The sequence below is a fragment of the Flavobacterium sp. 2 genome (assembly GCF_049949195.1).
Lineage (GTDB): Bacteria > Bacteroidota > Bacteroidia > Flavobacteriales > Flavobacteriaceae > Flavobacterium.
Genome location: NZ_CP188206.1, coordinates 3,713,455 through 3,731,498, shown reverse-complemented (window position 1 = coordinate 3,731,498; position 18,044 = coordinate 3,713,455). Strand labels below are relative to the sequence as shown.

Sequence of the window (18,044 nt, the reverse complement as noted above, 5' to 3'; positions counted from 1 at the left end):
AAAATATGACAACAGGTAAAATTAATGTTTCGGTAGAAAACATCTTTCCCTTAATCAAAAAGTTCTTATACAGCGATCACGAAATCTTTTTACGTGAGCTAGTTTCAAACGGGACTGATGCCACTTTAAAATTAAAACACCTTATCAGTATTGGCGAAGCTAAAGTTGAATACGGAAATCCGGTTATCGAAATTAAAGTAGATAAAGAAGGTAAAAAAATCCATATTATCGACCAAGGTTTAGGTATGACGGCTGATGAAGTTGAAAAATACATCAACCAAGTTGCATTTTCTGGTGCCGAAGAATTCCTAGATAAATACAAAGATTCTGCTAAAGATTCTGGGATTATTGGACATTTTGGTCTTGGTTTTTATTCTGCTTTTATGGTAGCTGAAAAAGTAGAAATCATCACAAAATCATACAAAGATGAGCCAGCAGCGCATTGGACTTGCGATGGAAGCCCTGAATTCACTTTAGAACCTGCTGACAAAACTTCACGCGGAACTGAAATCATTCTTCATATCGCTGAAGATTCTTTAGAATTCTTAGAGGATTCTAAGATCAGTGGTTTATTGAGCAAATACAACAAGTTTATGCCTATTCCAATTAAATTTGGAACAAGAACAGAAACACTTCCTAAACCAGAAGACGCTCCGGAAGATTTCATAAACGAAACAATTGAAGTTGACAACATCATCAACAACCCAAATCCAGCCTGGACAAAACAGCCTTCTGAATTATCTGATGAAGATTACAAAAACTTCTACAGAGAATTGTATCCAATGCAATTTGAAGAGCCGTTATTCAATATTCATTTAAATGTAGATTATCCATTTAACTTAACTGGTATTTTGTATTTCCCGAAATTAGGAAACGACATGCAAATCCAGAAAGATAAAATTCAGTTGTACCAAAACCAGGTTTACGTTACTGATAACGTAGAAGGAATTGTTCCTGAATTTTTGACAATGTTAAAAGGTGTAATTGATTCTCCAGATATTCCATTGAATGTTTCTCGTTCTGGTTTACAGGCTGATGGAGCGGTTAAGAAAATTTCAAACTACATCACACGCAAAGTTGCTGATAAATTGAAATCTTTATTCAACGAAAACCGCGCTGATTTTGAAGCAAAATGGAACGATATTAAAATTGTTTTAGAGTACGGAATGCTTTCTGAAGATAAATTCTACGAAAAAGCAGGTGCATTTGTATTATATCCAACTGTTGATGATACTTATTTCACTTTAGAAGAATTAAAAGAAAAACTAAAAGAAAACCAAACTGATAAAGATGGTAAGCTTGTAGTTCTTTATGCAGGAAATAAAGATGCGCAACACTCCTATATTGAAGCAGCAAAAGAGAAAGGATATGAAGTATTACTTTTAGATTCTCCGATTATTTCTCATTTAATTCAAAAAATTGAAGGTGACAACAGCGGATTAACTTTTGTACGTGTTGACTCTGATCATATTGATAATTTAATCAAAAAAGATGAAAACACGATTTCTAAATTATCTGATGATGAAAAAGCAGCTTTAAAAACTTCTTTAGAAGCTTATATCCCGAAAGCATACAGCGTACAATTAGAAGCTATGGATTCTCAGGCAGCACCGTTCATTATTACGCAGCCAGAATTTATGCGAAGAATGAAAGAAATGAGCCAAACTGGCGGAGGCGGAATGTTCGGAATGGGAAATATGCCAGAAATGTACAATTTGGTGGTAAATACAAATTCTGATTTAGCTTCAAGCATTTTAAATACTGAAGATAAAACACACCAAGAACATTTGGTAAAACAAGCTTTAGACTTAGCTAAATTATCGCAAAACCTTTTAAAAGGTGAAGCTTTAACTGCTTTTGTAAAAAGAAGTTTTGAGATGATTAAATAAGATTTTTATCTCATAAAATAATTTCCAAAAATCCCGTAAGTTCAGCTTACGGGATTTTTTTATTGCGATTCATTTTTTTTGTTACATTTGAAGACCTTTAAAATCTAACTTAACAAAAAACTACTATGAAAAAAATCGCTCTTTTAGTCACAACAGTTTGTGTAACAGCATTAACCTACATTTCATGTTCCAGCAATGATGATATTGCAACTCAAACCGATACGACAGCTGTTGGCGCTTCGATCTCAATTGATGCCGCAAACGAAATGGATGTCAATACAGGATTATCTGTAACAAATAGTTCAACAACATCAAAACCTGCAGCTGCAGTGTGTGCAACAATTACAGTTTCCACAGGATCTTATCCTAAAGTATATACAGTAGATTATGGAACTGCAGGATGCACAGATAACGGACTTACAAGAAAAGGAAAACTAAAACTTACTCTTACTGGGCCAGTAACTACTACAGGAAGCAAATTGACAATTGAAAGAATCGACTATTCAATCAATGGAATTAAGCTTGAAGGAACAATCGAATATACAAATACCACAACAGTTGCTACTGTACCACAATTTACTAGAAAAGTAACAAATGGAAAATTTACTGATTTATTAGGAAGAGTTTACACTAATTCTGGATTATATACCGTAAAACAAACTGCAGGTGTTGATACTCCATTTGTTCTTGAAGACAACGTATATGAAATGACTGAAGGAACGCACACTGTTACAACTGAAAAAGGTACAACTTTAACTTTTACTGTTCAGGAAACTTTGATTAAAAAATATTCTTGCCAATATATTTCAAAAGGAAAATTAAAAATTGAAGGCGGATTACTTAAAGGAGTTATTGACTACGGAAACAACGACTGCGACAGCAAATTTACTTATACTCACGAGAGTGGAGCAATCTATACATTATCAATGTAAGAATCTCATTTTTATAAAAATACACAAATCCCAATTTAGAAATAAGTTGGGATTTATTTTTTATTAAAATTTAAATCACCATAACCACATTCAAACTATTTTCTTTATTTTGCACCAAAATCTAAAAAACCAATGAAAAAATCTATTATTGCCTTTGCTGCAATTGCCCTATTAGCATCATGTAGCAAAAAAAATGAATCTCCTGACAACCTGCACATCACAGGAAACATTAAAGGATTAAAAAAAGGAACTTTATATATTCAAAGAATTGTTGACACTTCGCTAGTTGCAATCGATAGCATTAAAATTGATGGGAATTCGGCTTTTGAGCGCGATATCAAATTAGAATCTCCAGAAATGCTTTATTTATTTTTAGATAGAGGTGTAACGAATTCAATGGACAATAATATTTTGTTTTTTGCAGAACCTGGAAACATAAACATTGATACCAACTTGGATAATTTCATTTATAATGCTAAAATCACAGGATCTAAAAATCAAGAATTATACGAAGAGTATAAAAAAATAAACGATCGTTTCAATGATGAAAGTCTGGCTTTGGTAGAACCAAGATTTAAAGCGATGAAAAGAAACGACCAAAAAGCTTTAGACAGCATTAACACAAAAGAAGACTCAAATACTAAAAGAAAATATCTTTTCGCTACAAACTTCGCTCTTAACAACAAAGATCACGAAATTGCGCCTTATATCGCTTTAGCAGAGATTTATGATATCAATGTAAAATTCTTAGATACGATTCAGAAATCGATGACTCCAAAAGTAGCACAGTCGCTTTACGGAAAGAAGTTAACTAAATATGTTGCTGATATAAAAAAGCAAGAACAAAAAGCTCCAGCCGCAGCAGAATAAAAAAATAAAAAAAACGTCCTGAAATTCAGGACGTTTTTTTTATACTAATAACTCGGTGTTTTAAAAATAATGCTATTTAAAATTATCTCCCTAACAAAGACCCTAAAATAGCAAACATAAAAATCAACGCATACAAGACCAGCATAGAAACCATCAAAATACCAATAAATTTATAATGCGATTTTAAATATCCCAAAGAAGATGTCAATGCTTCAGAATCATTTTCTCTAAAAGCTCTTTTAGCATTCGAACCAAATCTGAACAAATAATAAACAGGAAAGAAATAAACTCCCGCTATTAATAAATAAAAGAAGCTCATAATAGCCCCAAAAGAACCTGCAAATATTCCCACTCCTGCCATTGTATTTCCCATTGAAGCAAAAATTGCTCCGGCAAAAATTGCTATTACAACAAAAAGTCCAACTCCTATAAATCCAAGAATTGACAAAAAGTAAGCCCACTTTGCTATTTCTTTTAAAAAATCTTTTGCAGATTGATCGAGATGCAGCTCGAATTTTTCAAATACTGAGGTTTCTTCCATTATGATTAGGTTTTTGGTTAAGAAACAAACATAAGAAAAATATTGTTTAAAAAAATCCAACCTAAAACTTGAAAACTTAGAATTTGGGCATAAAAAAAACCACCACATTTCTGTGATGGTTTTTGAGCCGATAGAGGGACTCGAACCCACGACCTGCTGATTACAAATCAGCTGCTCTAGCCAGCTGAGCTACATCGGCCTTTTTAACGGGTGCAAAGATAAAATTGTTTTTTTAATTTCCAAAAATAATTTCACACCTCTCTCTATAATTTAAAAAACCATCACATTTCTGTGATGGTTTTTCGTTGAGCCGATAGAGGGACTCGAACCCACGACCTGCTGATTACAAATCAGCTGCTCTAGCCAGCTGAGCTACATCGGCCTCATTACGGGTGCAAATATAAAGCGGTTTTTCGTTTTTCCAAAATAAATTTGCCCTTTTTTATACTTTTTTTTGCTTACAATTCGTTGATTTTAGCAATCAATTGATTAGCAACTTGTTCCAATTCTACATTTATTTGTTTGAAGTGCGCTTTTTTATTTTCAACGTTCTTTGCGTTCACTTTTGTGATCAAAGTATCAAATGCAGCGATAGCTTCATCAACTAAAGCATTCGTTTCTGGAGTAGGATTTCCTGTTGTTGACATCTCAAACAAGTAAACTGCCTCAATAATATCTCCTAATACGAAATTGATGTCTTTCTTTAAATTTTTAACGTTTGCCATTTTTATTATAATTTTAATTTGCGTTTGCAAAAGTACACATAATCTTTAGATTAAGTGCTATGAAATGTAAATTTCTAAAATTGAAGCTTTTCCACTCAAAATAAATGCATTTATCGCAGCGGGAACTAAAACAGTATCTCCTTTTTTATAAGCATGCTTAAAACCATTATATTCAATTTCAAAACTTCCTTCAATACACATATAAACTGTAAAAGTTTCACCAGATTTAGAAACCTCGATTTTATTTTCTAACGGAATAAAATTAGTTGTAAAATAAGGACAATCAACAACTGTGTTTGAAGCATTTGACTTTGTTTCATATTTCTTTTGTGTATCAACTTTATTGTAATTGATAGCATCGAGAGCCAAATCTACATGAAGCTCTCTTTTATTTCCTTGTGCATCAACTCTGTCAAAATCATACAAACGATACGTGATATCAGATGTCTGCTGAATTTCAGCAACAACCAATCCGGCTCCAATTGCATGAACTGTTCCTGTTTCTAAAAAGAAAACATCACCAGGTTTTGCTTTTACATCATCTAAAATCGAAACTAGTGTATTATCATGCAAATGTTTCAAATATTCTTCTTTACTGGAATCTTCTTTAAAACCAACGATAATTCTTGAATCAGAATCAGCCTGCATTACGTACCACATTTCTGTCTTCCCAAAAGAATTATGACGTTCTTTTGCTAATTTATCATTCGGATGAACCTGAATTGAAAGATCTTCGCGCGCATCTAAATATTTAAAAAGCAATGGAAACTGCTTTCCAAACCGATTATAAACTTTACTCCCTAAAATTTCATTTGGAGTTTCATCAATAAGCTCCATTAATGATTTTCCTTTCAACGCACCATTTGAAACCACACTAACATCTCCCGGAACAGTTGACAATTCCCAGCTTTCACCAGTAATTTTTGACGTGATTGGTTTATTCAAAACTGTTTTTAACTTTTCGCCTCCCCAAATTCTTTCTTTCAAAATTGGTTCAAACTGCAATGGATATAATTGTGTACTCATCTTTTTTTTGGGCTAATATCTTTATTGTTTAAATACTATTTTTTAAATCTATAATACTAATTCTTTAATTGTTTCCAATGCTTTCGGAATATGTTTCGCAGCATTTATACTGTCAAAAATCAAAATAACCACACCATTTTTGTCCACAATATAAGTGACTCTTCCTGGAAGAAGGCCAAATAAATTATTGCGAACACCAAACAGTTGTCTTAATCTTTTATCCTGATCTGAAAGTAAAATAAAAGGCAACTTATGCTTATTTGCAAATTTGTGATGCGATTTTACACTATCACTACTTATACCAATAACTTCGGCGCCTAAATCCTTAAAATCTTCGTATTGATCGCGGAAACTGCAAGCTTCGGTAGTGCAGCCCGGCGTATTATCTTTTGGGTAAAAATAAATCACGAGTGGCTTTCTTCCTAAAACGCTTTGGCTGTCAAAAAGTTCTCCATGACTATCTTTTGCAGTAAAATTCGGAACTATATCTCCTATTTTTAATGACATGTATTATTCTCCTTTATAAGTTACAAAATTGCGGTCCGTTTCATTCAGAACGATTTCCAGGTCGAAATCAGGCTGAATTCTTTTTCTAATTTTATTCCATATCACAACTGCAATATTTTCAGCAGTTGGATTCAAATCCTGAAATTCCGGGACATCCAGATTCAGGTTTTTGTGATCAAACGGAATTTCAACTTCTTCAAGTATAATATCCGCTAATACTTTCACATCTAAAACAAAACCAGTTTCCGGGTCAATTTTTCCTGTAACACTAACCGTCAAACCATAATTGTGACCATGAAAATTGGGATTATTGCATTTTCCAAAAACAGCATTGTTTTTTTCCGATGTCCAATCTTTCCTGTATAATCGATGTGCAGCATTAAAATGTGCTTTTCTTGATATGGTTACTCTCATTTAGGCTTTTGGTTAGTTTTGGTTATAATTTATGGTCTTCAAGATAATGATCAAATTCATCAAAAATTATCTTAAACCAAACAGTATAAATTTCGGGCTGTTTTTCAATATCAGCTTTAACATCTTCAATACTCATCCATTTCCAGGCTTCAACTTCTTCTGGATTAATGTTCGGTTCATCATCATAATAGCCAATCATTACATGATCTAACTCATGTTCTGTCAAGCCATTATCAAAAGGCGCTTTGTAGATAAAATGAAAAAGCTCTTTTAATTCGGCTTTAAATCCCATTTCTTCATACAGCCTTCTGCTTCCCGCTTCAATGTTATTCTCGCCTTCACGCTGATGGCTGCAACACGTATTTGTCCAAAGTAAAGGGGAATGGTATTTATGATGTGCTCTTTGCTGCAGCATAATTTCATTTTTATTATTTAATATAAAAACTGAAAATGCTCGGTGCAAAAGCGCTTTTTCATGTGCTTCTAATTTTGGCATTAAGCCAATCTGCTCGTCGTTTTGGTTAACTAATATTACGTTTTCTTCTGTCATATGGCGTATTGAATTAACAAAAATACGAAAAAAGAAATGGCTATAAAATCCTAGCAGACATTGTGAAAAGTTTAACTACTTTGATGTTTTCATAAAATTCTGACTACCAAAACACTACATTCATTATCGAAACAAAAATCCTTTAAAAATAAGATACAAAAACTGCTCCAGTCGTTTTTACGTAAATAACGAAAAGTTAAAACATACTTAAAAAAAACTGAATTGTAATCTAGCTGACATTTCGAAACAGAATCCCACCGTATCTTTGAACATCAGATTAATGCACCAAAAAACTATGAAATCTAAAAACTTAATTTTCAGCCTTTGCTTTGTACTGCCGCTTTTTATTCTTCAAGCATGTGGACAAAACACAAAAAAACAACCTGCAAAAATAACTTCAATGGAAAACAAAATTGACAAACCAGGAAATCCTTATTATTCAAACACAGATACCACAAAATTAAATGTTAGCAATGCCGAATGGAAAAAGGTTTTACCTGAAGATGTTTATGCCGTAATGCGCGAAGCTGACACCGAAAGACCTTTTACAGGAAAATATTGGAATACAGATGAAAAAGGCACTTATTACTGTGCTTCCTGTGGTAACAAACTTTTTAGATCGACTGCTAAATTTTCGAGTAGTTGTGGATGGCCAAGCTTTTTTGAACAAGACAACAAAACAAGCGTGGTTTATAAAAATGACAATTCATTAGGAATGGAAAGAATCGAAGCACTTTGTGGACGTTGTGGCGGACATCTTGGACATTTATTTGACGATGGTCCTGAACCAACCGGAAAACGCTATTGCATGAATTCGATTGCTCTTGATTTTATTCCTGATAACAAATAATTCAATTATGAAAAATTTACTTTTAATCTGTTTATTTGCTTTATCGCTAAACGGATTTTCACAAAATAAAAAATCCTCCAATTTAGAAACAATTACATTGGGCGGAGGCTGTTACTGGTGCGTTGAAGCTGTTTATGAAAATTTGGACGGAGTAAAATCTGTTGTTTCTGGATTTTCGGGAGGAAATGTTCCAAATCCTACTTATGAAGAAGTTTGCACTGGCGAAACTGGTCACGCTGAAGTTGTTCAAATTACGTACGATAAAAACGTAACTGATATTAATGAAATCTTCAAAGTCTTTTTTACCGTTCATGATCCAACAACTTTAAATCGCCAAGGTGCAGATGTTGGAACTCAATATCGTTCTGTTATCTTCTACAAAAACGAAGAGCAAAAAAAAGCCGCACAAAGCATTATTGCCGAATTAAACAAAGCAAAAGTCTACAGCAATCCGATTGTAACAAAAGTAGAACCTTTTAAAGTATTTTATAAAGCCGAAGATTACCATCAAAACTATTACGCAAACAATAAAAGCCAGCCGTACTGTAAAATGGTGATTCAGCCAAAAATAGAAAAGTTCGAAAAAGTCTTCAAAGACAAACTAAAAAAGAAATCATAAAAAAAAGGGAAATGAATTAATCATTTCCCTTTTTTATTTTAGCTAGAATACTAAAATTATTTAGCCACTTTTTTAAATCGCATCATTGGCACATCACCCTGAATTAAATTTAATTTGCCATCTTTATCAATAGAATAGCTCGTGATTTTTTTCATTTGCTGTAAAAACTGTTGTTCTCCTCCTCCATCACAAAACATTAATGTGCTTGGTCCTGGTTCTCCAAAAGTCAACGATTTTCCGCTTAAAGTGTAAGGAGCACTATATCCGTTACAACCATTATTTCCAAAAACTTTTGTTTCTTTTTCATCAAAAGTAATCTGCGGTTTTTTATTCGGATACAAACCTTCAAAAGCGATTCTTGGACCGGAGATATATTCTAATTCCCAAGTTGTACCAAATAAATTCCCTCCGCTTGACGCGTCTTTCGATGTTTTGCAAGAAGCTAATAATACCATTAAAACTGAAACGGCTGCGAGTGTGTATTTTTTCATAAAAAATGTGTTTTAAAGATTAATATAATTGTTTTTTGAAGATTAAAATTATTCTATAAACATTCCTTTCTCAATATTCGTGCCCAGTTACACGATTTATTAAAGTTTAAATTTCTCGGCAAACTGTAATTTTCTAATCTCTAAGTTACATCATTTTGTTTAAAACAATATTAATCAAACATTTAAATTACAATTTGTGATTACATTTTTTTTGTAATTTGCAGTTATCAAAAAACTAAAAATCATCAAAAAAAACCACAAAATGAAGCAATTATTCGTATTCTTCGCATTCTTACTTACAATCTGCCAAATTCATTCGCAGGAAAACCTTCCAACGGATTACCTTTCAAAAGAGTTTCACAAAGGACGTCGCGAAGCTTTTAGAGCTTTAATGCCCGCTAATTCTGTAGCCGTAATTTTTTCGTATCCAGAAAGAATTTTCTCAAAAGATGTCAATTACAATTATCACGCAAATCCTGACATGTATTACTTATCAGGTTATAAAGAAGCTGATGGTGTTTTATTGATTTTTAAAGAACCACAAGGAACTGAAAAATACAACGAAGTTCTTTTTGTGAGAGAAAGAAACGCCAATCGCGAAATGTGGACAGGAAGACGTTTAGGAGTTGAAGGAGCAAAATCAAAATTAGGGCTTTCAACCGTTTACAACGGAAAAGATTTTAATGCTTTTAAAGTTGATTTTGAAAAATTCAACAACATAATTTACGATAAAATCCCAACAGATTTAAACAATGACAACAGCGGATTTGATCTTTTTGGCTTAATTCAGATATTTAAATCCAAAGCTTCAATTACACAAGAAAACAAAGCTTCAACCGATTTATTTACCACTATTACGAATTCATTACGTCAAATAAAAACGCCCGAAGAACTTGATTTAATGCGCAAAACAGTAAAACTTTCCTGCATTGCACACAATGAAGTAATGAAAGCAGTTGGCCCAGACATGAGCGAAAATGAAGCAGACGGAATTCACGCTTACGTTCACAGAAAATACGGCGCAGAAGACGAAGGCTACCCGCCAATTGTGGGCGCTGGAGCAAACGGATGTATTTTGCATTATGGCGAAAACAATTCTACAAAAATTGACAACCAATTATTATTAATGGATGTTGGATCAGAATATCACGGTTATTCAGCAGATGTTACCAGAACAATCCCAGCAAACGGAAAATTTACTGAAGAACAAAAAGCCATTTATCAAATTGTTTATGAAGCACAAGAAGAAGTTTTTAAACTTTGTAAAGAAGGAACTCCAATTCAGGATTTAAACAAAAAATCGAGAGAAATAGTTGCTGCTGGATTAATCAAACTAGGAATTATTACTGATCCAAAAGATGCCAGAATATATTATCCGCATGGCTGTTCACATTTTCTTGGCTTAGATGTTCACGACAAAGGAGATTATATGGGCAATTTAAAAGAAAATATGATTCTTACTGTTGAGCCGGGAATCTACATTTCCGCAAACAGCAAATGCGATAAAAAATGGTGGAATATTGGTGTTCGTATCGAAGATGATATTTTGATCAAAAAAGATTCATATGAAAATCTCTCTGCAGAATCTCCAAGAAAATGGCAAGATGTTGAAGCTTTAGCCAAACAAAAAAGTACTTTCAATGAGATGAAGTTTCCTAAAATATAATCTGGCAGATAATACATTCAAAACTTTAAAACCTACACTTTCAAAATAGAAAATAAAACATGAAGACCTTTTTAAAATTGATTTTACTTGCCTTTATTTTTTCAGGATGCAATCAAAACGTTAATCAAAAAATTGAAAATGCTGCTGAAAAAGATACCATCACAAAAACCAAAAAAACTATTACAGAACCAGTTGTCGATAGTAGAGAAAAGAATACTGGAGATTTGGATCAACTTTTTCCAATAGATATTCTGAATTCCAAAAGTAAAGATGTATTTAAAAAATATGGAATCGAATTTACAGGTAATTGTTATGCGTGCGACTTGGCAATTGTATCGATATCTGAAAAACGCTTCAAAATAACCAATGTTTGTGATGACAAAACAACACAGGAGTTTGAAATTACTGAATTTTCGGGGTCTGATGATTTAATAGAATTTAAAACAAAACAAAATAATTTTATATTAACGAAAATAGACAAAGCCCCAGTTTACGAATTAAAAATCACTGGCGACAGTATAAAAATTAAAAATCTGAGAATTTCAAAATTCTATACTATAAAAAAAATACTGGATAAATTTGAGGAACACGACTGTGGCGATTTTCAGGGATAAAAAGAATTACTTGCAAAAAGAGGAAAAACTAGCTTAGAAAACCATTATAGACAATTTGAACTACTTGTATTGTATTTCAGATATTTATCAACCCGAAACAAAATTTCAAAAATCCAAAAAGACACCATAAATGAAAACTAAAAGCCTTTTACTTTTATTCTTTTTTACAATATTAATAGCCTGTAACAGTCGTAATGAAAAAGCAAACGAATCCAAAAAAATTATAGAAACCAAACAAAAAGTCAATACATCAATAGAACCAAAAGAAAAACTAAAAGATAAATCAATTTATGATTCGAAATTTCTTGGAAAAGAAAACGTCCTAATTAATGATCATAAAGTAATATTAACAAAAGATGAATTTGAATCAATTTATACTCAAGTTGATTCTACATCAACACAGCTTTGGGAATGTAGCAGTCCGTTTGAATGGTTAGACGAAAAATGGATGATTAAAACATATGGTAAAAAGAATAACAAATCGGGAACATTTAATACATTCAATGGAGAAATAACAACAATATTCAGCCAAAATATTCAGTTTGCGACCAATAATCACATTGTATTATTTGATACTGGATTTGTCGGTAATAATTCATTTAAAATTATTTCGCACAATATTACATTAAACAAAGACACAACAGTGAAAGAATTTAGGACTAAGTTTCCGAATACAGAAATGGAAAAAACAGATTATGCCAACGAAGTGCGATTTAGGTTTTATTTAGATAATAAGAGTGACGATTGCTTTCTATTTTATTTTAAAGACGGAAAACTCAACTACCTTACTTTATGGTGGCTTTTGTGTTAAAAAAATTCTTTTAAATTTCACTTAAAATCAAAATAATAAACGTCGTAAACAAGCTTCAATTTTCACTTACTTTGTATTTCTAAATTTATTTTAAAAATGAAAGCACTTACCTTCTCTAAATTCGGAGATTCAGATGTTTTAGAATATATCGAAATTCCTGCACCACAACTAAAAAGCGATGAAATTTTAGTCGAAATGAAAGCCATCGGATTAAATTTTGCCGATGTTTACAGACGAAAAGGAAATTATCACTTAAAAGGAAATCCGCCTTTTATTGCCGGTTACGAAGGCGCCGGAATTGTTGTTGATGCAAATAATCATCCTGAATATAAAGTTGGCGACCGTGTGGCTTTCGCCGATGTTCCTTTCGCAAACGCAGAATTGGTTGCCGTAAACACAAACCACGTTTTACCTTTGCCTGAAGCGATTTCTTTTGAAACCGCAGCTTCTGTTTTATTACAAGGTTTAACAGCGCATTATTTAGCAACTGATAGTCATAAAACTCAAAAAGGGGAAACGGTATTAATTCATGCCGTTGCCGGCGGAGTTGGACAAATTCTAACCCAAATCAACAAACTTTTAGGAGCAAATGTAATTGGCTTGACTTCATCTGCAGAAAAAACAAAAGTTGGTTTTGAGCAAGGTGCAGATCATGTTTTTCTTTATAATGAGGATTGGAAATCAAAGGTTTTCGAAATTATTTCAAAAGGTGTTGATGTCGTTTATGACAGTATCGGAAGCACTTTAAAAGAAAGTTTCGAAGTCACAAAAGAATGCGGACAAGTCGTTTTCTTCGGAATGGCAGGTGGCGATCCCGAATTTGTAGACCCAAGAATGTTAATGGATGGCTCAAAAACTTTAACCGGAGGCGATTTATGGAGCTATTTAAATTCTAAAGAAGAACGAATCAAACGCGCTACTCAATTATTCAATTGGATAACCGAAGGAAAAATCAAACTTTCCGAACCAACTTCTTTTAAATTATCAGAAGGAAAACTAGCACACGATTATCTGGAAAGCAGAAAAAGTACCGGAAAAATAATTTTGATTCCGTAATTTTTTCCGCCACGAATTCACGAATTATTTAAAATGAAATTCGTGAATTCGTGGCGATTATTTTTTATAACACTAACCTTTTTATTTCAGAGCTTCAGCAATCATCAAAGCACATTTTTCTCCATCAATTGCTGCAGAGATAATCCCACCTGCATAACCCGCACCTTCTCCACACGGATATAATCCTTTTATCTGCAAATGTTCTAAAGTCATCGGATCTCTCGGAATTCTTACTGGCGATGAAGTTCGGCTTTCTGGTGCGTGTAAAATAGCTTCGTTTGTTAAATAACCACGCATTGATTTTCCAAATTCCTTAAACCCTTCGCGTAAAATCTGAGATAAAAACCCAGGAAAAACCTGTCCCATTTCAACCGAAGTTGTTCCGGGAACATAAGAAGTTTTTGGAATATCTGCTGAAACTTTATTTTGTGTAAAATCGATCATTCTTTGTGCCGGAACTTTTTGAGTTTCTCCAGCCAAATGCCATGCTTTTTGTTCAATACTTTTTTGAAACTCCATTCCAGCCAAAGCACCAAATTTGGCAAAAGGTTTAAAATCTTCCAATTTCAACTCTATTACAATTCCGGAATTTGCGGTTGCCTGATCACGTTTTGATGGCGACCAGCCATTGGTAACAACCTCACCCGGACTTGTAGCACAAGGTGCAATTACACCGCCGGGACACATACAAAACGAATACATTCCACGACCATTAACCTGCTTTACAATCGAATATGGCGCTGGCGGTAAATAATCACCACGATAATCACAGCTATATTGAATACTATCAATTAATTCCTGTGAATGTTCAGCACGAACTCCTAAAGCAAAAGGTTTCGCTTCAATAAAAATCTTCTTCTTATCTAACAATTCAAAAATATCTCGCGCTGAATGTCCGGTTGCTAAAATCAATTTGCTAGCCAGAATCTTATCTCCGTTTTGAGTTACGATTCCTTCAACTTCATTATTTTTCACCAAAATATCTGTAACCCTGGTATCAAATAAAACCTGTCCGCCAAACTCGATAATTTTATTTCGAATGTCTTCAATAATTTTTGGAAGTTTATTTGTTCCAATATGTGGATGCGCTTCAACCAAAATATCTTCTGAAGCTCCAAAAGCAACTAAAAGTTCTAAAATTCGGGTTACATCACCACGTTTTTTAGAACGCGTATATAATTTTCCGTCAGAATAAGTTCCGGCTCCGCCTTCTCCAAAACAATAATTAGAATCTTCGTTAACGATATGTTCACGGTTGATTGCTTTCAAATCGCGTCGGCGTCCTCGAACGTCTTTTCCTCGTTCGATTACTATTGGCTTTAAGCCTAATTCTATTAATTGCAAAGCTGCAAAAAGTCCGGCTGGACCTGCGCCCACGACAATAACTTCTTGAGCAGAAGAAACATCTTTATATGAAGGAAGTTCAATTTTAGTTTCCTGAAAAGATTCTCCTTTTAAATATATAATAACTTTCAAATTGATTTTAATCGCTTTTTGGCGCGCATCAATCGAACGTTTTAAAATTGTAATATGCTGAATTTCGTTTGGAGAAACTTTAATTTGTTTCGACAAATAATCTTTAAGCAACACTTCGTTTGCAGCAGTTTCTGGAGTTACCTGAAGTAAAAGTTCTCTTGGCATTGTATCTTATTTATTAGCTTTTCTTTCTATGAAAAGAAGTTGCAAAAATAACATTTTAAAATGAGATTTTATATTTACCACAAAATATGCAAGCAGATTGACACAGATCTAAACTGATTTTGTAGATTTTCATCACAAAGCATATGGTAGAGACGCACCGCACTGCGTCTACGCAACGAGTATACACAATACGTTACACGCACTACAGTGCGTCTCTACAGAAAAAAAACTCAGTCCCGATAGCTATCGGGATAGTATCAGAACCTTCGAACCTTTAAAAAAGACTTTGTACCTTTGCAACTCTGAACCTTTGCACCTTAAAAAAATGTCTAGAAAAATAAAATTGATTTGGGATTTCCGAGGCCCGGCTTCTGCAAAAACAGCCGAACATCACGAAATTCATTTAAAAGAATATATTATTATTGAAAAGCTTCCTTTAAATATTACAGGATTTAAAATCATCGATGATATGTACGCCATCGCTTTTATGGTCGTAACCGATGAAAATATGATTCAGGTAAGAGATGCTTTGAAACCGCATCGTGGAGAGATTTATGTCGAAAGTTAAAAGTCTTAAAGTCGAAAGTGTAAACACACGACTTTAAGACTTTCGACTTTATAACTTTAAGACTAATTAGCGACCTCGCTGATAAACTTTATACGCATTAAACGCAATTCATCAATATCATAATCGCCGTCAAATTCTTTTAGAGCATCTTCAATTTTATCCGATTCTGATTCCATGAAGTAATCATGTATTTCTTCCTGCTGATCGTCATCAAGCATATCATCAACCCAATATTTAATATTCAGTTTTGTACCAGAATAAACAATCTGCTCCATTTCTTTAATTAAAGCATCCATTGTCAGTCCTTTTGCAGAAGCAATATCGCTTAAAGGAAGCTTTCTGTCAATATTCTGAATAATGTATAATTTGTTTGCAGAGTTAACTCCTGTTGATTTTACAACCAAATCATCTGGGCGAATAATATCATTATCCTCAACATATCGGCTGATTAATGCTACAAATTCACCTCCATATTTCTTAGCTTTTCCTTCTCCAACTCCATGAATATTATACAATTCAGTTAAGGAAATTGGATATTTTAATGCCATATCTTCAAGTGAAGGATCCTGGAAAACAACAAAAGGAGGAACACCTAATTTTTTGGCTACTTTTTTACGAAGTTCACGAAGCATTCCCATCAAAACTTCATCAGCTGTTCCTGATGATTTCCCTGCTGTTACAATTGCTTCATCATCAGCCTCACTATATTCATGATCTTCAGACATCATAAACGAAACCGGTTTTTTGATAAAATCCAAACCAGCTTTCGTGATTTTTATAACACCATAAGTTTCAATATCTTTTGATAAATAACCTGAAACCAAAACTTGTCTCAACAGCGCCATCCAATATTTTTCGTCATGATCTGAACCTGTCCCGAAGAAAGTCTGTGCATCTGTTTTATGGGCTTTAATTACAGCATTTACACGCCCAATTAAAGTAAATACAATCTCTTTTGATTTGTAAATATGTTTGGTATCGCGAACAATTTCAAGTAATTTAACGACTTGTTCTTTGGCTTCGACTTTATGTTTAGGATTTCGAACGTTGTCGTCCATATCGGCACCTTCACCCGTTTCGCTATCAAATTCTTCTCCGAAATAATGTAGAAGAAACTTTCTGCGCGACATTGAGGTTTCGGCGTAAGCCACAACTTCCTGCAAAAGCGCAAAACCAATTTCCTGTTCAGCAACTGGTTTTCCAGACATGAATTTCTCCAGCTTTTCTACATCTTTATACGAATAATAAGCAAGACAATGTCCTTCGCCTCCATCACGACCGGCGCGTCCGGTTTCTTGGTAGTAACTTTCAAGCGATTTTGGAATGTCGTGGTGAATTACAAATCGAACATCTGGCTTATCAATTCCCATTCCGAAGGCGATTGTTGCCACAACGACATCCACATCTTCCATCAAAAACATATCCTGATGTTTGGCGCGTGTTTTTGCATCTAAACCTGCGTGATAGGGAACTGCACTGATTCCGTTAACTTGTAAAACTTCGGCAATCGATTCTACTTTTTTACGGCTTAAGCAGTAAATAATTCCAGATTTGCCTTTATGTTGTTTGATAAATCGAATAATATCCGACTCAATATTTTTCGTTTTCGTACGAACTTCATAAAATAAGTTCGGTCTGTTGAATGATGCTTTAAAAGTATTTGCATCAGCCATATCTAGGTTTTTCAGAATATCTTCCTGAACTTTTGGGGTTGCAGTTGCGGTAAGTCCAATAATCGGCACTTTGCCTAATTGTTTGATTATATTTCTAAGATTCCTGTATTCCGGCCTAAAATCATGTCCCCATTCTGAAATACAATGCGCTTCATCGATTGCTACAAAAGAAATTGGCACGCTTTGTAAAAAAGCAACATATTCTTCTTTGGTCAAAGATTCGGGCGCAACATACAAAAGCTTTGTCAGGCCTGAACTAATATCCTTTTTAACTTGGGCAATTTCTGTTTTTGTGAGAGAAGAATTGAGCACATGCGCAATTCCATTTTCTGAAGAAAGGCTTCGAATCGCATCAACCTGGTTTTTCATCAAAGCAATTAAAGGAGAAACAACAATTGCTGTTCCGTCCTGAATTAAAGCGGGTAATTGATAACAAAGAGACTTTCCACCGCCCGTAGGCATAATTACAAAAGTATTCTCTTTACCTAAAATACTCGTAACGACTTGCTCCTGCAAGCCCTTAAATTGGCTAAAGCCGAAATACTTCTTTAATTCCTTGTGTATTTCAATTTCGTTTGAATTCATTCTTTATTTTAATGGA

General features: G+C 33.7%; 19 protein-coding genes and 2 tRNA genes. 10 read left to right on the top strand and 11 right to left on the bottom strand.

From position 1 onward, the window contains the following. Nucleotides 1–5 precede the first annotated feature (5 nt). From htpG to ACNFIH_RS16195, 3 genes are all read left to right on the top strand, one after another. Complete coding sequence (htpG, locus tag ACNFIH_RS16205) at nucleotides 6–1,889, top strand: molecular chaperone HtpG (protein ID WP_426483914.1); 1,884 nt, start codon at nucleotides 6–8, stop codon at nucleotides 1,887–1,889. Nucleotides 1,890–2,014: 125 nt separating this feature from the next. After that, entirely contained in the window at nucleotides 2,015–2,821 is an 807-nt protein-coding gene (locus ACNFIH_RS16200) for a hypothetical protein (RefSeq protein ID WP_426483913.1), read from the top strand. 132 nt (nucleotides 2,822–2,953) lie between these two features. Next, nucleotides 2,954–3,691, top strand: a complete 738-nt coding sequence (locus tag ACNFIH_RS16195; RefSeq protein WP_426483912.1) for a DUF4369 domain-containing protein — start codon at nucleotides 2,954–2,956, stop codon at nucleotides 3,689–3,691. An 82-nt stretch (nucleotides 3,692–3,773) separates the two neighbouring features. Here the strand turns inward: ACNFIH_RS16195 and ACNFIH_RS16190 are convergent, their stop codons facing one another. The 8 genes from ACNFIH_RS16190 to idi form a co-directional block, all read right to left on the bottom strand. Further along, a complete protein-coding gene (locus ACNFIH_RS16190) occupies nucleotides 3,774–4,232 on the bottom strand; it encodes a hypothetical protein (RefSeq protein WP_426483911.1) in 459 nt (152 codons plus the stop codon). Nucleotides 4,233–4,357: 125 nt separating this feature from the next. Next, nucleotides 4,358–4,431 (bottom strand) — tRNA-Thr (locus ACNFIH_RS16185). Nucleotides 4,432–4,540: 109 nt separating this feature from the next. Further along, nucleotides 4,541–4,614 (bottom strand) — tRNA-Thr (locus ACNFIH_RS16180). A 76-nt stretch (nucleotides 4,615–4,690) separates the two neighbouring features. Next, the gene (locus tag ACNFIH_RS16175) at nucleotides 4,691–4,957 is read right to left on the bottom strand and encodes a hypothetical protein (RefSeq protein WP_035650232.1); all 267 of its coding nucleotides are present in this window, start codon (nucleotides 4,955–4,957) and stop codon (nucleotides 4,691–4,693) included. A 57-nt stretch (nucleotides 4,958–5,014) separates the two neighbouring features. Further along, entirely contained in the window at nucleotides 5,015–5,983 is a 969-nt protein-coding gene (locus ACNFIH_RS16170) for a type I phosphomannose isomerase catalytic subunit (protein ID WP_426483910.1), read from the bottom strand. 48 nt (nucleotides 5,984–6,031) lie between these two features. Beyond that, complete coding sequence (locus tag ACNFIH_RS16165; protein ID WP_426483909.1) at nucleotides 6,032–6,490, bottom strand: peroxiredoxin; 459 nt, start codon at nucleotides 6,488–6,490, stop codon at nucleotides 6,032–6,034. A 3-nt stretch (nucleotides 6,491–6,493) separates the two neighbouring features. Further along, nucleotides 6,494–6,904 carry a 6-carboxytetrahydropterin synthase gene (locus ACNFIH_RS16160; RefSeq protein WP_035650236.1) on the bottom strand — a complete coding sequence of 137 codons (411 nt, stop codon included), beginning with the start codon at nucleotides 6,902–6,904 and terminating at the stop codon, nucleotides 6,494–6,496. A gap of 22 nt (nucleotides 6,905–6,926) precedes the next feature. Next, nucleotides 6,927–7,454 (bottom strand): isopentenyl-diphosphate Delta-isomerase, encoded by a 528-nt coding sequence (gene idi / locus ACNFIH_RS16155; protein ID WP_426483908.1) that lies wholly within the window; start codon nucleotides 7,452–7,454, stop codon nucleotides 6,927–6,929. A 295-nt stretch (nucleotides 7,455–7,749) separates the two neighbouring features. Here idi and msrB point away from each other — a divergent pair, with 295 nt between their 5' ends. Together msrB and msrA are read left to right on the top strand one after the other, a co-directional pair. Next, nucleotides 7,750–8,304, top strand: a complete 555-nt coding sequence (msrB, locus tag ACNFIH_RS16150) for a peptide-methionine (R)-S-oxide reductase MsrB (protein ID WP_426483907.1) — start codon at nucleotides 7,750–7,752, stop codon at nucleotides 8,302–8,304. A gap of 7 nt (nucleotides 8,305–8,311) precedes the next feature. After that, nucleotides 8,312–8,923 carry a peptide-methionine (S)-S-oxide reductase MsrA gene (gene msrA, locus ACNFIH_RS16145; protein ID WP_426483906.1) on the top strand — a complete coding sequence of 204 codons (612 nt, stop codon included), beginning with the start codon at nucleotides 8,312–8,314 and terminating at the stop codon, nucleotides 8,921–8,923. A gap of 56 nt (nucleotides 8,924–8,979) precedes the next feature. On the opposite strand, the gene ACNFIH_RS16140 is transcribed toward msrA, so the two are convergent. Further along, complete coding sequence (locus tag ACNFIH_RS16140; RefSeq protein WP_426483905.1) at nucleotides 8,980–9,414, bottom strand: META domain-containing protein; 435 nt, start codon at nucleotides 9,412–9,414, stop codon at nucleotides 8,980–8,982. A 262-nt stretch (nucleotides 9,415–9,676) separates the two neighbouring features. On the opposite strand from ACNFIH_RS16140, the gene ACNFIH_RS16135 reads away from it, so the two are divergent. The 4 genes from ACNFIH_RS16135 (at nucleotide 9,677) to ACNFIH_RS16120 (ending at nucleotide 13,561) form a co-directional block, all read left to right on the top strand. Next, nucleotides 9,677–11,080 (top strand): aminopeptidase P N-terminal domain-containing protein, encoded by a 1,404-nt coding sequence (locus tag ACNFIH_RS16135; RefSeq protein WP_426483904.1) that lies wholly within the window; start codon nucleotides 9,677–9,679, stop codon nucleotides 11,078–11,080. 59 nt (nucleotides 11,081–11,139) lie between these two features. Continuing rightward, nucleotides 11,140–11,694 carry a hypothetical protein gene (locus ACNFIH_RS16130; RefSeq protein WP_426483903.1) on the top strand — a complete coding sequence of 185 codons (555 nt, stop codon included), beginning with the start codon at nucleotides 11,140–11,142 and terminating at the stop codon, nucleotides 11,692–11,694. 130 nt (nucleotides 11,695–11,824) lie between these two features. Next, nucleotides 11,825–12,505 (top strand): hypothetical protein, encoded by a 681-nt coding sequence (locus ACNFIH_RS16125; protein ID WP_426483902.1) that lies wholly within the window; start codon nucleotides 11,825–11,827, stop codon nucleotides 12,503–12,505. A 96-nt stretch (nucleotides 12,506–12,601) separates the two neighbouring features. Next, nucleotides 12,602–13,561 (top strand): quinone oxidoreductase family protein, encoded by a 960-nt coding sequence (locus tag ACNFIH_RS16120; protein WP_426483901.1) that lies wholly within the window; start codon nucleotides 12,602–12,604, stop codon nucleotides 13,559–13,561. Nucleotides 13,562–13,642: 81 nt separating this feature from the next. Here the strand turns inward: ACNFIH_RS16120 and ACNFIH_RS16115 are convergent, their stop codons facing one another. After that, complete coding sequence (locus tag ACNFIH_RS16115; protein ID WP_426483900.1) at nucleotides 13,643–15,202, bottom strand: NAD(P)/FAD-dependent oxidoreductase; 1,560 nt, start codon at nucleotides 15,200–15,202, stop codon at nucleotides 13,643–13,645. A 325-nt stretch (nucleotides 15,203–15,527) separates the two neighbouring features. Between ACNFIH_RS16115 and ACNFIH_RS16110 the strand changes: the two genes are divergently transcribed. Then, nucleotides 15,528–15,770, top strand: coding sequence for a hypothetical protein (locus ACNFIH_RS16110; RefSeq protein ID WP_426483899.1), 243 nt, complete (start codon nucleotides 15,528–15,530; stop codon nucleotides 15,768–15,770). Nucleotides 15,771–15,832: 62 nt separating this feature from the next. On the opposite strand, the gene recQ is transcribed toward ACNFIH_RS16110, so the two are convergent. Then, nucleotides 15,833–18,028, bottom strand: a complete 2,196-nt coding sequence (gene recQ / locus ACNFIH_RS16105) for a DNA helicase RecQ (RefSeq protein ID WP_426483898.1) — start codon at nucleotides 18,026–18,028, stop codon at nucleotides 15,833–15,835. Between the last annotated feature and the right edge of the window lie 16 nt (nucleotides 18,029–18,044).

Excerpts from the sequence above, each read along its gene's own strand:
- htpG (WP_426483914.1), top strand. The coding sequence starts at position 6 with ATGACAACAGGTAAAATTAATGTTTCGGTAGAAAACATCTTTCCCTTA.
- ACNFIH_RS16200 (WP_426483913.1), top strand. The coding sequence starts at position 2,015 with ATGAAAAAAATCGCTCTTTTAGTCACAACAGTTTGTGTAACAGCATTA.
- ACNFIH_RS16195 (WP_426483912.1), top strand. The coding sequence starts at position 2,954 with ATGAAAAAATCTATTATTGCCTTTGCTGCAATTGCCCTATTAGCATCA.
- ACNFIH_RS16190 (WP_426483911.1), bottom strand. The coding sequence starts at position 4,232 with ATGGAAGAAACCTCAGTATTTGAAAAATTCGAGCTGCATCTCGATCAA.
- ACNFIH_RS16175 (WP_035650232.1), bottom strand. The coding sequence starts at position 4,957 with ATGGCAAACGTTAAAAATTTAAAGAAAGACATCAATTTCGTATTAGGA.
- ACNFIH_RS16170 (WP_426483910.1), bottom strand. The coding sequence starts at position 5,983 with ATGAGTACACAATTATATCCATTGCAGTTTGAACCAATTTTGAAAGAA.
- ACNFIH_RS16165 (WP_426483909.1), bottom strand. The coding sequence starts at position 6,490 with ATGTCATTAAAAATAGGAGATATAGTTCCGAATTTTACTGCAAAAGAT.
- ACNFIH_RS16160 (WP_035650236.1), bottom strand. The coding sequence starts at position 6,904 with ATGAGAGTAACCATATCAAGAAAAGCACATTTTAATGCTGCACATCGA.
- idi (WP_426483908.1), bottom strand. The coding sequence starts at position 7,454 with ATGACAGAAGAAAACGTAATATTAGTTAACCAAAACGACGAGCAGATT.
- msrB (WP_426483907.1), top strand. The coding sequence starts at position 7,750 with ATGAAATCTAAAAACTTAATTTTCAGCCTTTGCTTTGTACTGCCGCTT.
- msrA (WP_426483906.1), top strand. The coding sequence starts at position 8,312 with ATGAAAAATTTACTTTTAATCTGTTTATTTGCTTTATCGCTAAACGGA.
- ACNFIH_RS16140 (WP_426483905.1), bottom strand. The coding sequence starts at position 9,414 with ATGAAAAAATACACACTCGCAGCCGTTTCAGTTTTAATGGTATTATTA.
- ACNFIH_RS16135 (WP_426483904.1), top strand. The coding sequence starts at position 9,677 with ATGAAGCAATTATTCGTATTCTTCGCATTCTTACTTACAATCTGCCAA.
- ACNFIH_RS16130 (WP_426483903.1), top strand. The coding sequence starts at position 11,140 with ATGAAGACCTTTTTAAAATTGATTTTACTTGCCTTTATTTTTTCAGGA.
- ACNFIH_RS16125 (WP_426483902.1), top strand. The coding sequence starts at position 11,825 with ATGAAAACTAAAAGCCTTTTACTTTTATTCTTTTTTACAATATTAATA.
- ACNFIH_RS16120 (WP_426483901.1), top strand. The coding sequence starts at position 12,602 with ATGAAAGCACTTACCTTCTCTAAATTCGGAGATTCAGATGTTTTAGAA.
- ACNFIH_RS16115 (WP_426483900.1), bottom strand. The coding sequence starts at position 15,202 with ATGCCAAGAGAACTTTTACTTCAGGTAACTCCAGAAACTGCTGCAAAC.
- ACNFIH_RS16110 (WP_426483899.1), top strand. The coding sequence starts at position 15,528 with ATGTCTAGAAAAATAAAATTGATTTGGGATTTCCGAGGCCCGGCTTCT.
- recQ (WP_426483898.1), bottom strand. The coding sequence starts at position 18,028 with ATGAATTCAAACGAAATTGAAATACACAAGGAATTAAAGAAGTATTTC.